Source organism: Marinobacter sp. SS21, from assembly GCF_028369065.1.
In the GTDB taxonomy this organism is placed as follows: domain Bacteria; phylum Pseudomonadota; class Gammaproteobacteria; order Pseudomonadales; family Oleiphilaceae; genus Marinobacter.
The window spans coordinates 129,954-145,475 of the sequence record NZ_JAQNDA010000002.1 but is presented as its reverse complement, the minus strand read 5'-3'; the positions used below and the strand labels follow the sequence as shown (position 1 = coordinate 145,475).

General features: G+C 61.5%; 10 protein-coding genes. 2 read left to right on the top strand and 8 right to left on the bottom strand.

What is annotated here, in order from left to right:
• Positions 1-27 precede the first annotated feature (27 nt).
• Entirely contained in the window at positions 28-465 is a 438-nt protein-coding gene (locus N6L25_RS02890) for a DoxX family protein (protein WP_271977651.1), read from the bottom strand.
• 105 nt (positions 466-570) lie between these two features.
• Here N6L25_RS02890 and N6L25_RS02885 point away from each other — a divergent pair, with 105 nt between their 5' ends.
• Entirely contained in the window at positions 571-1,437 is an 867-nt protein-coding gene (locus N6L25_RS02885; protein ID WP_271977649.1) for a LysR family transcriptional regulator, read from the top strand.
• A gap of 146 nt (positions 1,438-1,583) precedes the next feature.
• Positions 1,584-2,288, top strand: a complete 705-nt coding sequence (locus tag N6L25_RS02880; protein WP_271977648.1) for a lytic transglycosylase domain-containing protein — start codon at positions 1,584-1,586, stop codon at positions 2,286-2,288.
• 73 nt (positions 2,289-2,361) lie between these two features.
• Here N6L25_RS02880 and N6L25_RS02875 read toward each other — a convergent pair whose 3' ends face one another.
• The 7 genes from N6L25_RS02875 to N6L25_RS02845 all read right to left on the bottom strand — a co-directional run bounded on the left by N6L25_RS02875 (position 2,362) and on the right by N6L25_RS02845 (position 15,504).
• A complete protein-coding gene (locus N6L25_RS02875; protein WP_271977646.1) occupies positions 2,362-3,225 on the bottom strand; it encodes a peroxiredoxin family protein in 864 nt (287 codons plus the stop codon).
• An 11-nt stretch (positions 3,226-3,236) separates the two neighbouring features.
• Positions 3,237-3,812 (bottom strand): TetR/AcrR family transcriptional regulator, encoded by a 576-nt coding sequence (locus tag N6L25_RS02870; RefSeq protein ID WP_271977643.1) that lies wholly within the window; start codon positions 3,810-3,812, stop codon positions 3,237-3,239.
• Positions 3,813-3,983: 171 nt separating this feature from the next.
• Positions 3,984-5,237 (bottom strand): cation:proton antiporter, encoded by a 1,254-nt coding sequence (locus N6L25_RS02865; protein WP_271977641.1) that lies wholly within the window; start codon positions 5,235-5,237, stop codon positions 3,984-3,986.
• Between the two features lie 85 nt (positions 5,238-5,322).
• The gene (locus N6L25_RS02860) at positions 5,323-6,615 is read right to left on the bottom strand and encodes a putative bifunctional diguanylate cyclase/phosphodiesterase (RefSeq protein ID WP_271977639.1); all 1,293 of its coding nucleotides are present in this window, start codon (positions 6,613-6,615) and stop codon (positions 5,323-5,325) included.
• 10 nt (positions 6,616-6,625) lie between these two features.
• Positions 6,626-7,861, bottom strand: a complete 1,236-nt coding sequence (locus tag N6L25_RS02855; RefSeq protein ID WP_271977636.1) for an HD-GYP domain-containing protein — start codon at positions 7,859-7,861, stop codon at positions 6,626-6,628.
• 318 nt (positions 7,862-8,179) lie between these two features.
• A complete protein-coding gene (gene putA / locus N6L25_RS02850; RefSeq protein WP_271977634.1) occupies positions 8,180-11,803 on the bottom strand; it encodes a bifunctional proline dehydrogenase/L-glutamate gamma-semialdehyde dehydrogenase PutA in 3,624 nt (1,207 codons plus the stop codon).
• A 194-nt stretch (positions 11,804-11,997) separates the two neighbouring features.
• Positions 11,998-15,504 carry an NAD-glutamate dehydrogenase gene (locus N6L25_RS02845; protein ID WP_271977632.1) on the bottom strand — a complete coding sequence of 1,169 codons (3,507 nt, stop codon included), beginning with the start codon at positions 15,502-15,504 and terminating at the stop codon, positions 11,998-12,000.
• Positions 15,505-15,522 lie beyond the last annotated feature (18 nt).

Here is a 15,522-nt window from a genome sequence, read left to right as displayed (position 1 = left end):
GGCAACGGGTAGCCGGGGCCCATTTACTCAGCCGCTGGTGTAAGCACCCGATACCACCGCCCGGCCCGGACGGAGGTTGTCGAGCGCCAGAGCGCCGCTGCCGAGCATCACCTGGACCACGGCCAGCGCCACCAGCACCAACGGATATTCCCAGCCGCCACCACTATTGGTAAACAGCCAACCATTGCCCAGATGGGCCCAGGTGGCGCCCAGCAACACCGGGATCAGTACCAACGCGGCCAGCCGGGTCTGGTACCCCAGTATCAAGGCCAGGCCCGCCAGTGCCTCCACCGTGAACACCAGATAAGCCAGGGGCCCCGGCAGGCCGATGGATTCGAAGAACTGCGCGGTGCCCGGCAAGGTAAACACCACCAGTTTCAGGTACAGGCTGTGGGCGACCATGACCAGGCCAAGCACCGTGCGAAGTATCATTGCGGCCCATTCCGGACGATGTAATGCGTTCATGTCATAACTCCTCTGTGGTTTGTGGGAGATAGACTCTCACTTGCTCTTACGCAAGTTAATTCGCAATAATCACAAACCGACTTTGCAGATACGCAAGATCAAAACATGGACTGGAACGGACTCAAGAGCTTTCTCGCCATTGCCCAAACCGGGTCACTGGCGGCTGCCGCCAGATTATTAGGGGTCAATCACTCCACCATGTTTCGACGCCTGAAGGCGTTCGAGGCCGAGATCGGCGGTCGATTGTTCGATAAGATCGACCAGCGTTACGTGTTAACGGCGATGGGAGAAGAGCTGCTCGAACAGGGGCAGGCGATTGCCGACCGTTTCGAACAGATCGAACGGCGCATCGCCGGCAAGGACATTCAGCCGCAGGGGACCGTCAGGATTACCGCGCCGTACAACCTGGCCTGTCGGTATCTGCCGCAAGCGTTGGCGGATTTCCGGCAATCCTATCCCGACATCCACATCGAGCTGCTGTCCAGCAATCTGGAGATCAACATGAATTCCAGGCAGGCTGACATCGCGGTACGGGCGACGTCAGCGCCCCCCGAGCACCTCATTGGCCGCAAGGTGGGCAGCATTCCCTGGAGTGTGTTCGGCAGCCCCGCTTATCGACTCCGCTTCGACCACCCCGGCAGCCCCGACCAGTTGAGCCGTCACTGGCTCATTGGCGGCAGTGGCGCCATGGCCAACCTACCGGCCTTCACCTGGCTCGACAGACAGCTTGGGCAGCGGATCGTCGCTCGCAGCGACGAGCTGACCGCCATGTCGTACCTGGCGGAAACCGGTCACGGCCTGGCCTTCCTGCCTGATGATCAGGCCCGTTATGGGCTTGAGCGCCTGTTTGCCTGCCCCGCCGCTCCAGCCAGTGAGCTCTGGCTGCTGACCCATCCCGACTTGCGACGGGTGGAGCGAATCCGGCTGGTTATGCAACACCTTACCGAAACCTTCGGTCGCTGGGCGTTCTGATTCCGGCTCGGGACGTGAGGCCACAGTATTCGCCGCAATTCGACACAGATCGCTTCTTTCCACCGTGGAAGGCTCTATACTTGCGGCCAGGACCACGCCAACCTGGTGGTCGACTTGAGGAAATGACAGGATTTCAAGGGTTCGCGATGACAGGCGGAAAGAGCTTCTTTTTCCCAACGCTAATCACTGCGCTGACGCTGCTGGTGGTCTCGGCATCCACGCTTGCCGATAATATCCGGCGCATTGAGCACCCCGACGGCTCGGTGGAGTTCACCAACGTCGGCAGCAACCAGCCACTGGCCTCGTCCAGCAATGCCACCGTCTACCGTTACCAGGACAACAACGGCGTCATTTCCTACAGCGGCCATCGTCCCACCGACGCCAGCTACGATGTCATTCGCTTCCATTGCTACGCCTGCAATCCCGCGTCCACCGTCAACTGGCTGACCACGCCACTGTTCCACACCCGGTATCGGGACGAGATTCTGGAAGCGGCCATTGAGTACGAAGTGGACCCCGCCCTGGTGCGAGCGGTGATCCATGCCGAATCGGCCTTCAATGCCGGCGCCGTTTCGCCCAAGGGAGCCCAGGGTCTGATGCAGCTCATGCCCGCGACCGCCCAGGAACTGGAGGTGGCGGACGCCCTCAATGCCGCGCAGAACATTCGCGGCGGCGTGCTCTACCTGTCCCGCATGCTGGACAGGTTCGATAACGACGTCACCCTCGCCACCGCCGCCTACAACGCTGGCCCCGGCGCCGTTAGCCGCTACGGCGGTATTCCGCCTTACGCCGAAACCCGGGCCTACGTCGAGCGGGTGGGCATCCTGCATCGCAGATATGGGTCGCGGTAGCCACTGAACCCAGGCCTTCCGTGAGCCAGCGATTCAATGGGACCGCCGGCCTGCAGCAGCGCCCTTCCCCGGTTCAGGCAGAGACGCCGTGAGCCCGCAACACCTCTACGAACGTCTCCGGCTCGGGCCGGACCCGGTAATTGTCGGTCAGATCGGCGAACAGGATCGTGCCCTGGGCGTCGGTAATCAGTACCGTGGGCATGACGGTATCGCTGTCATAACCCAGTGCCTCCAGGCCTTTTGGCAGCCCGTTCTCGGCGTCGATACCGAGCGCCTGGGCAGCGCGATTGTCGGCATCCACCAGGAAACGGAACGGCACCTGAAACTTCGCCGCCAGGCTGCGGGTATTGTCGTGAGGCTGGGGGCTGATCAACGCCACGGTAACGCCCAGCTCGGCGAGCGCCTGATACTGGCCGGCCACTTCCTTGATCTGGGCCATGCACAGCGGGCACCAGTTCCCGCGGTAGAAGATCAACAGCGCGGGCTGGCCCAGGAATTCCGAGGAAGAGACCCCATGGCCATCCTCATCCTGCAGGGTGAATGCCGGCAAGCGTTCGCCCACCTGCAGCAAGCCTGTTCGGGTGTCCCGCTGGAACCGGGAATACCAATACACGTAAATCGCCACACCGACACCACCGATCAGGGCGCTGTAACCCAATTGCAGCATCAGCATCTCGCCCGACCACCCCAAGGCGAGCGTGAGCGCCGTGCCCGCCCAGGCGGCAGCCTGGTATCCGGCCAGGTTGGCACTGGTTCTCGCCACATCCGACAGGAACAGCCGCAGGAAGAAAAACACCATCGGCCAGGTGGCCAGCGCCACGCCGCTCCAGCCGCTGAGCGGCCCTTCGGCCCACAGGCCCAGCAGACCGTGTCCCGCGGCCAGGGCCAGCAGCGTCAGGTAGGCAGAAATAAACAGGGATTTGGATCGATTGCTCATCTTGGAGTTTCCTAATCAAGGGTGTTCAGGGCAGTTGCGATGGTATCCCGCAACAATGCCTCGCTTTGACCTTCGCGCACCACGACCCGCAGGCCGCGGACCACCGTCATGAAGAATGCCGCCAGCTGTCGCGGGTCCTTGTCCCGCGCCAGCGAGCCGTTCGCCACCGCCTGTTCGAAGCAGTGCTCAAGCGCCTGTTCCACCTTGCGAAGCTGTGCGCTGGCGAAAGTTGCCAGCTCATCGTCCAGCCCGGACTGTTCAAGCACCGTGTTGACCAGCAGGCAACCCAACCGGCGTTGCTCCTCCGGCAGCACGAAGAACACCAGTTCGAAGAACTGCCGTACAGATTGCCGGGGGTCGCCACCGCTGCGCAGGGGCAGGCATGCCGCTTCCGACAGTCGGGCAAAGTGCCCCAGGGCCTGGAGGAACAAGGCGCGCTTGTCGCCAAAGGTGGCGTAGAGACTGCTTCGGCTCAGTCCGGTGCAGTCGAGAATCTGCTGAACCGAGGTGCCCTCGTAACCCTGCTGCCAAAACAGCTGGGTGACTTCAGCCAGCGCCTTTTGCTTGTTGAAGGAGACAGGTCTCATCGTGATTCCAGACGTGGGATTACAGGCTTAGTTTTGGAACGATCATTCCAATACTACATGAAAAGAACGATCGTTCCAATACTTTCGAGCCGGACCATCCGTGACCCTGAGGCTTGCAACACGACAATCGCAATGGACAAGCGAAACGACCAGAGAGTTGAATCGACGGCGTTACTCCGGGAGCCGCTGGCGCTGCAGATAGGCCTGCAGCAGAAAGGGGTGGACCACCAGAGTGTACAAACACAGCACCAGGGCCAGGCACAACAGGTATTCGCGATACACGTAGTCTTCCGGCAACATCAGGATCAACGCGGCAGAAACCGCACCACGCAGTCCACCCAACACCAGGACGTGTTGCCAGCCGGCAGGCAGGTGCACCCGCCCTGCCCGCATCAGCGCACTGCCACCATAAATCACCACCACCCGGGCCAGAACCAACACCAGGATGATGCCGGGAATCAACCAGCTGAACGGGAATTCGTGCCGGCCCACGGTGACGCCCAACGCAAAGAACAGGATGCCACCGGCCAGCTGATTCAGATAATCCCAAAAGCCCACAAACAGCTCCGGTGGCTGGAGGGAATCGGTCGGCGCGCCATCGCTGGCCGCTGGCGGGCGCTCGCCACGCCCGCGGACGAACATGAACACCCAGGCCGCAAACATCACCGTCACCACCCCGGACACGTGCAGGCCCCGCTCTGCCAACAGGAAGCCGCCATACACCAGTGCCAGCGTGATGGAGAGGCCGGGAAACTGGTTCTTGACCCGCCACAGCCGGATCAGATGAGCCGCGCACCAGCCCAGAACCGCCCCCAGCACAACTGCCACCACCATGGTCCAGGCGAACATTTGCGCGGCCGACGTCACGGTGAGGGATTCCATGTTGATGGCCAAGGTCGCCATACTGAAAAACAGCACGATGGCGGTGCCGTCGTTGAACAGCGATTCACCTTCAATCAGCACCGCAAGCCTCTCGGGCACGGTAAAGCGCTGGAAGATTGCCGACACGGCGGAGGGGTCGGTAGCCGCGACCGCCGAGGCAAACAGCAAGGCGTCCGCCAGCGGCAACGATGTCAGCGCGTACAGCGGCAATCCAATCAAAGCCATGGTGGTGACGACGCCAATCGTGGCAAAAAACAGGATGGGAACGAGCTGGGATTTCAGTTGACGGGGCGGCAGGGAGCGGGCACTGGCAAACACCAGCACCGGCAGCAACAACAGGATGACCAGATCTGGGGAAACTTCCAGCAACGGCAAGGCCGGGAATGACGACCAAAGCTCACCGTAGACCAAACCGACAAGCAGGATCCAGGATTCCGCCGGCAAGCGGGAGTGACGACTGAACACCCTCAACGCAGCCAGCGCCAGCAGCAGAACCGCGAACCCGCCCAGCGTCTCCGCCAGGTTACCGTGAACGTCAACCAAAGGCGCTTCCTCTCGCGAAACTCTGAACGGCCATCACCTATTGGGCAAGCGGAACCAGCACTGCAACGGCTCCGACCCGAGTCGACTACGCGTGCACGGAAAGGTGGGCGCGGACCAGCCTGGCCTGAATATCGAGCCAGCTCTGCACATTCTTTTCTGAGAAGGGCTTGGCGATAAAATAGCCCTGCCCAACATCCGCGCCCATTTCCGACAGGGCGAACAGGGTTTCCAGGTCTTCGATACCTTCGGCCACGGTGGTCATGTTCAGTCCCTTCGCCAGCGCCAGAATACTGCCAACAATGTGCCGGTCTCGACCATTGCGACCAATACTCTTGACGAAGGACTGATCGATCTTGAGTTCATCGGCGCTGATGTGCTTGAAGAACTCGAAACTGGAGTAGCCGGTGCCGAAATCGTCAATCGAAATGCGAACCCCCACCTCGTTCCTGAGTTTGTCGCAAATGTACTTTGTCCGTTCCATATCCTTCATGAAAACGGTCTCGGTGATTTCCAGCGTCAGCCTCGACGGCGCCACCCCCCAGATACTCAACGCATTGGCGACCTCCCTGATCAGCCGATCTTCATCGAAACAGGCGCCCGAAATATTCACGCTGGTGCTCGGCTGATCATACTTATCGCCCAGGGCCTGAAGTTGTCTCAGCGCGTTATTGATGATCCACTTGGTCAAGGGAAAGATGAGGTTCGACGTTTCGGCATAGCCAATAAATACATCGGGTGGCACCAGTTCCGTGTCCTGCTTCCAGCGAATCAGGGCCTCGAACGACACGCACCTACCCCGTCGCAGTTCCACCTGCGGCTGGAGATACAATTCAAAATCTCCGACTTCCAGCGCGTGACTCAAGCCACTGTAGAGGTCGTAATCCGGTACGCCTGCATCCTGGGCGGGATCGACGATCATCCTTCTGGCGGAGCCCTGACTCGCAATCGCCAAGGCCCGCTCGGCACTCTGGCACAGATCCGTCGCGCTTTGCCCCTGGCTGTCCACATAACTCATTCCAATTTGGGGCAACATATACAGGTTCTTTTGTCCGAGGGAATACTCCTCCATCAGTGCCGTTTCCAGCTTGGCACAGGCCAGCTCCAGGATCTCGTGACCCACCAGAAAAGGGAGAATCAGCGCAAATTCGTTGCACCCGGTGCGGACCAGGCACTCGTCCGACTTGGCGATCTGCTGAAGCCGGCTGTAGGCTTCCGCCAATAGCAAGTCACCGGCTTCGTAACCGTAGTGCAGATTGTTCTCCCTCAGGTTTCGGAATTTGATGAAGGCCAGGCCGATGCACCGCGAGTGATTGAGGGACTGGGTGACGTGGCGCTGCAACAGCGCGATGAATGCTTGCCTCGGACAGATATCCAGCATGGTCCCGCCTTCAGATGTAGTATTCGTCAGGATCGATACCGTAGGCCTCATTGGGTAACGACTTTTCGATGTGGCACACACCCTCGGAATCGGCGTCCTGTCGCGCCAGGTCCACAATCCTGACCGGATTAACCGGGCGCTTGTCCTTATCCAGCACGATCATCACCCTCGGTCGCAGACGGTTCTCCCGGCCGGTCGCCACCACGATGGCCACACTGCCGTCCGAAAGCTCGATCAACGTCCCGGCCGGATAAATGCCAATGGACTGGATAAATTCCTCCACCAGCTCCTTCTGGAATTCCAGGTCGCGCCATTCGTAGAGTTTTTTGATGGCTTCACTGGAGGACAGCGGACGGCGATAGGGTCGAATCGAGGTGATGGCATCGAAGCAGTCGGCCAGCCCGACGATGCGGGCGAACACCGGAATATCAGACCCGCTCAATCCCTCGGGATAGCCCTGCCCTTGATGGCGCTCGTGGTGGTAGAGCACGATGTTGCGAATGGTGTCGGTAATGCCTTCGCTGTTGTTCAAAATCTCGATGCCCTTGGTCACATGGCACTTCACCTGATTAAACTCCGCTTCGGTCAGGTGGTCGGGTTTCTCGAGAATGGTCGACGGGATATCGATCTTGCCCACGTCTGCCAACAACGCGCCAATGGCCAGTGCTGACAGCTGGTTTCGCGGCAGGCCCAGCTGGCGCCCAATGGCGACGGACCAGATGGACACGCTCATGGCGTGCCGATAGATGTACCCGCCTTGATGTTTCAGGCGGGTTAACCAGATCATCGCATCCGGGTTCCGGATGACGCTATCCACCATGGGGTCCAGGATTTGCCTGATCTGCGTCAGATCCAACGACTGACCGTTCGTCAGATCATCGAATACCTCCGACAACGTCGATGAGAGCGTGTTTTTGATGCACTTGGCGTTTTCCAGCTCTTCGGCAAACTCGACGGTCTGCGAATAGCGTCCCGGTTTGCTGGATGACAATTCAGACTGCAGTGGCTTGGTGGGCACCTGCTTCGGCTTAATCTCAATCCCGTTGTACGCCATCGAATCTGGCAGGGTTTCACGATCGACATACACGTAGTTGCAGTACTTCTTCAGCGTTGCTATGTCTTGCTCACCAAAGATCGTGATCCCCTGAATCTGGAAGGGGGTCTCCAGCCAGGGCCGATCCAGATGGGCGACGAACATGCCCGGTTGCAAGTCATCGACGCTGATCGCGACGGATTCTCGGTCCATCTTCCACTCCACACAATGAGTCCAGACCTAAAGAGGCCGCGTGAAAACTATTGCGCTTGGTTCTGCGACAGTCGGGCGACAACGACGATCCAGCCGCAAGGCACCGACGTCAATGAAGGGCCATGCGGCAGGGTCTTCACAACCCTATCCGATATCAGCTTAGTCCATTGTGGCGCGCGGTAAACGGTCGGCAACCGTTTTTAGCGGAAGGAGGGCGGCAGACGCTGACATCGCTGGCCCAAGGATGTGGCGAGAATGAGGAGCACGCCCCGGAAACGTTCTTCCGGGGCGTTGGCTTGCGACACCAGAACCGATGGGTTATTCGGAGGCGGCAATCAGGCTCGCATTGCCACCGGCGGCGGTGGTGTCAACACAGAGGTGACGTTCCAGCACGAAGCGCTGGGCCAGTGCCGGCTCGGTGATCAGCGGCAACAAGGCACCCTCACGCCGGGCCAACGCGACCCGGTATTGCTTCAGTAGCTCGTGTTCGGCCTCACTGACGACCGCCGCAAACCCGGTCGCCGTCGCCAGCGCCTCGGGCTCCAGCAGTCCCTCGCCCCCAACAACGGGCAGTCCTGCCTTGGCGGCCTGGGCGACAAACCTGCCGCAGCCCGGAGCAATCACTACCACCTGGTTGCCCTGAGACAGCGCCATAGCCGCCTGGGCCAGCGCCGACTCCGCCGTCGGCCCGAGACACAGAATCACCCCGCGGGCGTGGTTCGACAGCCGGTTCAGCTCACCGGTCGGTCCCGGCATGTCTTCTGCCGTGGCGTCGAGGGCCACCGGCACCTCGCCAAAGATCGGTCGCAGCACCTCGGCGCGACTGGCCGCCGGCAACGCCGGGCGCCCTGCCAGACTGTCGATCAGGGTCTGCAGCCGGCCGGCCTTGACCACCACGGCCTCCGGCTCGGCAGCCAAGGCCCGGAACGGAGCTGTCAGGAAACGCCGAACGTAGTGCGGTCCGCCAGCCTTGGGGCCGGTGCCCGACAAACCCTCACCGCCGAACGGCTGGGAGCCGACAATCGCGCCGATCTGGTTGCGGTTGACATAGGTATTGCCGACCTGAATTCGACGGGTCACCCGCGCCACCCGGTGATCAACCCGACTGTGGATACCAAAGGTCAGGCCATAGCCCTTGGCGTTGATGTCGTCGATCACGGTATCCAGCTCCCGGGCCTCGAAGGTGGCCACGTGCAACACCGGGCCGAAGATTTCCTCTTCCAGCTCGGCGATACCGTCGACACGAATCACCGTGGGCGCAACAAACAGCCCGGTTTCCGGCACCGGCACCTGCTTCAGCACCCGGTCACGCCGGGCAAACCGCTCGCAATGGGCAACAATACGGTCCCGGGCGGCCTGGTCGATCACCGGCCCAACGTCGGTGGACAGCAGCCAGGGGTTGCCGACAGCCAGCTCGTCCATCGCGCCAAACAGCATCTCCAGCAAATGATCGGCGATGTCTTGCTGCACGTACAGCATGCGCAAGGCGGAACAACGCTGACCGGCGCTCTGGAACGACGACGCCAGCACATCCCGCACCACCTGTTCCGGCAACGCGGTGGAATCGACAATCATCGCGTTAAGGCCTCCGGTCTCCGCCACCAGCGGCGCGTCCGGTGCCAGCTTGTCGGCCATGACCCGGCTGATGCGCTGGGCGGTGGCGGTGGAGCCGGTGAAGCACACGCCGGCGATGCGGGGGTCCGAGGTCAGCGCCGCACCCACGGTAGCGCCAGTGCCCGGCAGCAGCTGAATGGCTGATTTGGGTATGCCGGCCTCATGCATCAACTCGACGGCACGGGCCGCGATCAGCGCAGTCTGTTCCGCCGGCTTGGCAAGCACCACATTGCCCGCCGCCAGACCGGCCAGCACCTGACCGGCAAAAATCGCCAGCGGAAAGTTCCACGGAGAGATGCAGCACAGGATGCCGCGAGCCTCGCCGCTGCCCTGATTACGAATGCCCTCATTGGCGTAGAAGTGGGCGAAATCCACCGCCTCGCGGATCTCGGCGATGGCGTCCAGCAACGATTTGCCGGCCTCGCGGGTGGCCAGTGCGAACAACTCGTCGGCGTGGGCCTCGAACAGGTCACCGACCTTCCGCAAACGCTGCGCCCGTTCTTCCGCCGACATCCGGGACCAGGTCTGGAAACCCTCCCGGGCGGCCACGATGGCGGTTTCGATGTCCGCCGGGGACGCCTGGACCACATGCCCCACCAGATCGTCGGGGTCGGCCGGGTTGCGAATCACTTGCACTTCCGTGCCTACGGGCTCGGCGGCCAGCACCGGCCCGCCTTTCCAGCGATGGCGACGGAACGTGCCCCGCCCCTGCTCGATGGCGGCCACCGTGATCGGATCGGTGATGTCCCAGCCCTTGGCGTTGCGACGGTGGGCGCCGAACAGCTCGGCGGGACGAACGATGGCCGAGCTGGCAATCGCGTCACCCAGCGCCATCACCGCATCAATCGGATCCCGGGCAATGTCTTCCGGGGTGATGCGGGTGTCCACGATCTGGTTCACGAACGAGCTGTTGGCACCGTTTTCCAGCAACCGGCGCACCAGATAGGCCAGCAGGTCGCGATGGGCCCCAACCGGCGCGTAGATCCGGCAGGGCACCCCACTCTCGCGGATCACCTGATCATGCAGCGATTCGCCCATGCCGTGCAGACGCTGAAATTCGTAACAGTCGCGCCCCTTGGCCAACTCCAGAATGGCGGAAACCGAATGGGCGTTGTGGGTGGCGAACTGGGGGTAGATGCGGTCAGTCATCGCCAGCAGTTTCTTCGCGCAGGTCAGGTAGGAGACGTCGCTGCAGGCCTTGCGGGTAAACACCGGGAAGCCAGCCAGCCCCATCACCTGGGCTCGCTTGATTTCGGCATCCCAATAGGCACCTTTCACCAGTCGCACCATGATGCGGCGATCCAGCTGCTCGGACAGCGCGTACAGCCAGTCCAGTACATGGGAGGCGCGCTTGCCAAACGCCTGCACCACCACACCGAAGCCGTCCCAACCCGCCAGTTCGGGATCGGCCAGCACCGCTTCGATAACGTCCAGGGACAGGTCCAGCCGGTCCGCCTCCTCGGCATCAATATTGAACCCCATGTTGGCAGCCCGGGCCATCCGCGCCAGCTCCAGCGCGCGCGGCACCAGTTCGGTCATGACCCGATCCTTCTGGCCGTACTCGTAGCGGGCATGCAGGGCCGAGAGTTTCACCGAGATGCCTGGATTCTTGCGCACGTCGCCGGTACAGGCCGAGGCCAGACGCCCGATGGCGTCGGCATAGGCCCGGTGGTAACGCCGCGCATCGGCATCGGTGCGGGCGGCTTCCCCCAGCATGTCGTAGGAATAGGTGTAGCCCCGGGCCATGTTGCCCTTGGCCTGCGCCTGGGCCTCATCAATATCACGCCCGAGCACAAACTGACGGCCCATTTCCTTCATGGCACGAGCGGCTACGGTGCGAACCACCGGCTCACCCAGGCGCTTGATCAGCTTGCGCAGGGTATCGCCCACGCTGTGGCGCTCGGAGTCCTTGAGCAAATTGCTGGTCATCAGCAACGCCAGCGTGGTGGAGTTGATCAGCGAAGACGAGGCCTTCCCCAAGTGCGCACCCCAGTTGCCGGAGGTGATCTTGTCCTCTATCAGCGCATGGATGGTCATGTTGTCGGGCACGCGCAACAGGGCTTCGGCCAGGCACATCAGCGCCACCCCCTCCTTGGTGGTGAGGCCATACTCCGCCAGGAACTTCTCCATGATGGTCGGACGGGCGTTGGCCCGGACACTGCGCACCAGATCGGCGGCACGGGCCGAGATGGCCGCGCGCTCGGCCTGTGAAAGCTGAGCCCCAGCAATCAGTTCATGAATCACCTTGTGCTCGTCTGCCAGGTAGTCATCGCGGATCGCGTTACGGCATTCGTTTAGTACGGGAGTCACTGACGGCTGTGGTCTCATAGCGTTAACCTCATCGTTGTTTGTCGCTCTGACGGGCATTTTACCCAGCCCGAAAAAGGCTTTTTCCCTTTTAACCAGAGTCAGGCAATATGTTTGATCTTTTGTTTTTCACAAAAAGTTAATATCGAACTAGCCTGCAATTAAAAACAGACCTTTTACCTTCCATCGATCGATATAACAGCCCCACGGCGCGCTCAACCCGCCGTTGAGGCCAGCTCCCGCAATACACCGTGGGCGACCGAGAAAATGGCGCAATCCACCTCGTTCGCCGCCTGCATATCCGCCAGCATGCGCTGCCATCGTCCCAACTGGGACTTTTTGTCGGTGCGCCAAACCTCAAGCAATTGCTCAGGCGTGACCGACTCGGCCTGCGCGTCGGCTCCGGAGCGGAACACACTGGAGGTGAGATGCCGCAACTGGCGGTCCAGCTCGTCCCGGTAATGCGCGGTAGCCAGCTTCTGCCAGTGTCCCTGCGCCGGAAACACCCGCATCTGCTGATCGAGCCAGGTCAGGTCGAGGCTCTCGCCCAAGCTGAAATAGACCCAGGCAACCGAGTCCAGACCCTGTTCAAGGCGGAGCGCCACTTCAATCACATCCAACAGCCAGTAACGGCTGCCCGCCGAGGCACAACACGCCGCGAGCCGATCCGGCACGCCACTTTCCCGGTACTGGTCATAACGCTCAAGCCAGCGACTGGCCGGCACCACCGCACGCAGGCTTTCCACCGACTCGAGCACCTGGTTCAGCGCCGAACCGTAACGTTGCTGACATAGCACCGGGTCCAGTCCGCCCTGGCGATTGCGTAGCAACCAGTTGGTGGCACGGGTTACCAGACGAATCAGATCCCGGAACAGGTCCAGCTGGACGTCCGCGGCAATCTCGCCATCCAGGGCCTCAATGGCACGCCACTGACTTTCGATGCCGTAGATGCGGGAGGCAATCCAGTAAGCGCCCGCGATCTCTTCGCAACTGGCCTGGGTTGCCCGCTGCATCTCGTCCAGCCAGGTGATGCCCATGCGGTTGACCAGCTCGTTCGCCATCTGAGTGGCGGTGATTTCCGCCTTCAGGGGATGGTCGTTCACCGCGGCCGGATAGGCCGCCAACAGGGACTCGGGAAAGGCCGAATGCAACGCCGCCCGGAAGCGCTCGTCGTGGACGATGGCGGTGCCGAGCAATGACTGCTTAAGCTCGATCTTGGCATAGGAGATCAACACCGACAGTTCGGGGCGGGTCAGTCCCGCTCCACGTTCCCTGCGTTCCTGCAGCGCCTCGTCGCTTGGCAGGAATTCCAGACTACGGTCCAGCCTGCCCTCACTTTCCAGTCGGCGCATCAGACGCTGGTACGGATCGACGCCAGCCGCCGCAGCGGCCTCGGCAATGGTCAACGCCAGGGCCTGGCGATAGTTGTTCCGCAGCACCAGCTCGCTCACCTCCGCGGTCATCTCCCGCAACCTCCGGTTGCGCTGCTCCAGCGTCAATAGGCCCTGATGCACCTGGTCATTGAGCAGGATCTTGATGTTCACCTCGTGATCGGAACAGTCCACCCCACCCGCGTTGTCGATAAAGTCACTGTTGACGGCACCGCCCTCACGGGAAAAGCCAATCCGTGCCAGTTGGGTAAAGCCGAGGTTGCCGCCTTCGCCCAGCACCTGACAGCGCAACTCATGGCTGTCCACACGCACGCCATCATTGGCCTTGTCACCGACCTGTTCATGGGTTTCCGCCGCTGACTTCACGTAGGTACCAATGCCGCCATTCCAGACCAACGACACCGGGGCTCGCAACAAGGCAGAAATTAGTTCGTTAGGAGTGAGCTGCGCGGCTTCTATTGCCAACGCCTTGGCCATTTGCGGTGAGATCGCAATGCTCTTGCTGGAACGGGAGAAGACGCCGCCGCCCGCGCTGATCGCCGTGCGATCGTAGTCGGCCCAGCTGGAGCCTGGCGCGCTAAAGAGTCGTTCGCGTTCAACAAAGGCCCGGGCGGCGTCCGGCTGCGGATCGATAAAGATGTGCTGATGATTAAACGCACCAACCAGCCGGATCGTCTCAGATAGCAACATGCCGTTGCCAAAGACGTCGCCGGACATGTCGCCAATGCCGACCACGGTAAACGCATCGGACTGGGTATTCAGGCCGCGCTCCAGGAAGTGTCGTTTAACCGACTCCCAGGCACCACGGGCGGTGATGCCCATTTTCTTGTGGTCGTAGCCCTCGCTGCCGCCGGACGCGAAGGCATCGCCGAGCCAGAAGCCATACGCCTGGGCCAGCCGGTTGGCGATGTCGGAGAAGGTCGCGGTGCCTTTGTCTGCGGCCACCACCAAATAGGTATCATCGTCGTCGTAACGAACCACCCTCGGCGGCGGCACCACGCGGCCGCCATCCAGATTGTCAGTCAGGTCCAGCAGCCCCCGGATGAACAACTGATAGCAGGCAATGCCCTCCTCCCGCAGGGACTCCCACCCCCCCTCCGGCGGCTGCTTGACGATAAAGCCACCCTTGGCCCCTTCTGGCACGATCACCGAGTTCTTGACCTGTTGCGCCTTGACCAGACCCAGGATTTCAGTGCGATAGTCCTCCACCCGATCAGACCAGCGCAGCCCGCCACGTGCCACCCGGCCAGCGCGAAGGTGCACGCCTTCCACCCGCGGGGAGTACACAAACACTTCAAACATCGGCCGGGGTTGCGGGATATCGGGAATCGCTCGCGGGTTGAGCTTCAGGGACAGGTAGGGCTTGGGCTCGCCGCCCTGACGCTGGAAAAAGTTAGTGCGCAGGGTGGCTTTGATCAGCACGAAGAAGCGCCGGAGTATGCGGTCATCATCCAGGCTGTCGACGTTCTCCAGCGACGACTGGAGTTCCTGCTCCAGGCGTTCGGCCTCCGCTGCCCGGCGGTCCGGCGACGGTAGATCCGGCTCGAAGCGTGCCCGAAACAGCGCCACCAGTTGATTGGTGATGTCGGCATGGCGAGCCAGGGCATCGGCAATAAACGGCTGACTGAAGCCAAAACGCAGCTGTTTGATGTAGCGGGCATAGGCCCGGAGCATCGCCACGTCCCGCCAGCCCAGACCGCAGGCCAGGATCAAACGGTTAAAGGCGTCGTTTTCTGCAAAGCCATTCCAGGTTTCCCGAAAGGCTACCTGCAGCAGCGGTTTGACCAATGCCAGCTCAGTTCCGCGAGGCGCGGTCTGGAGCTCCACAGTAAAGTCGCTGATGCCAAACGGCTGACCGTCTTCACGCATCACCCGATAGGGGTGCTCGTCGAGCACCCGCATGCCGAGATTTTCCAGCATTGGCACCACGTCGGACAGGATCACTGGCTCGCCCTGGCTGTATAGCTTGAAGTTCAGTGCCTGACCCGGCCGTTCCCCACAGGGGTTAAACTGCATCGACACGTCCGAACTCACCGAAATGGACTGCAGCATCCGAATGTCATGCACGGCTTCCGAGGCGGAGAATCGGGCCCGATAGGCCGGAGAGAAGCCGCTGCCAAACATCCGCGCCGCCCTGCTGCCCTCGGCCTGGCCGAGGGAACGCCGGAGCAGCGTGTGTAGATCGTCGTCCCAACAACGGGACTCCGCCATCACCTTGGCCAGCAGCTGTCTGAGATGGGCGGCGTCATCCGGCTGCAGCGTTTGATCCGGCAGCAGATCGGCGAGTTGTTCCAGCAAAGATTGTTGTAGTTGTGGGCGGGAATCGGTCATGGGGTGTCTCCGGCGTAG

Excerpts from the sequence above, each read along its gene's own strand:
- N6L25_RS02880 (WP_271977648.1), top strand. The coding sequence starts at position 1,584 with ATGACAGGCGGAAAGAGCTTCTTTTTCCCAACGCTAATCACTGCGCTG.
- N6L25_RS02870 (WP_271977643.1), bottom strand. The coding sequence starts at position 3,812 with ATGAGACCTGTCTCCTTCAACAAGCAAAAGGCGCTGGCTGAAGTCACC.
- N6L25_RS02885 (WP_271977649.1), top strand. The coding sequence starts at position 571 with ATGGACTGGAACGGACTCAAGAGCTTTCTCGCCATTGCCCAAACCGGG.
- N6L25_RS02855 (WP_271977636.1), bottom strand. The coding sequence starts at position 7,861 with ATGGACCGAGAATCCGTCGCGATCAGCGTCGATGACTTGCAACCGGGC.
- N6L25_RS02860 (WP_271977639.1), bottom strand. The coding sequence starts at position 6,615 with ATGCTGGATATCTGTCCGAGGCAAGCATTCATCGCGCTGTTGCAGCGC.
- N6L25_RS02845 (WP_271977632.1), bottom strand. The coding sequence starts at position 15,504 with ATGACCGATTCCCGCCCACAACTACAACAATCTTTGCTGGAACAACTC.
- N6L25_RS02890 (WP_271977651.1), bottom strand. The coding sequence starts at position 465 with ATGAACGCATTACATCGTCCGGAATGGGCCGCAATGATACTTCGCACG.
- putA (WP_271977634.1), bottom strand. The coding sequence starts at position 11,803 with ATGAGACCACAGCCGTCAGTGACTCCCGTACTAAACGAATGCCGTAAC.
- N6L25_RS02875 (WP_271977646.1), bottom strand. The coding sequence starts at position 3,225 with ATGAGCAATCGATCCAAATCCCTGTTTATTTCTGCCTACCTGACGCTG.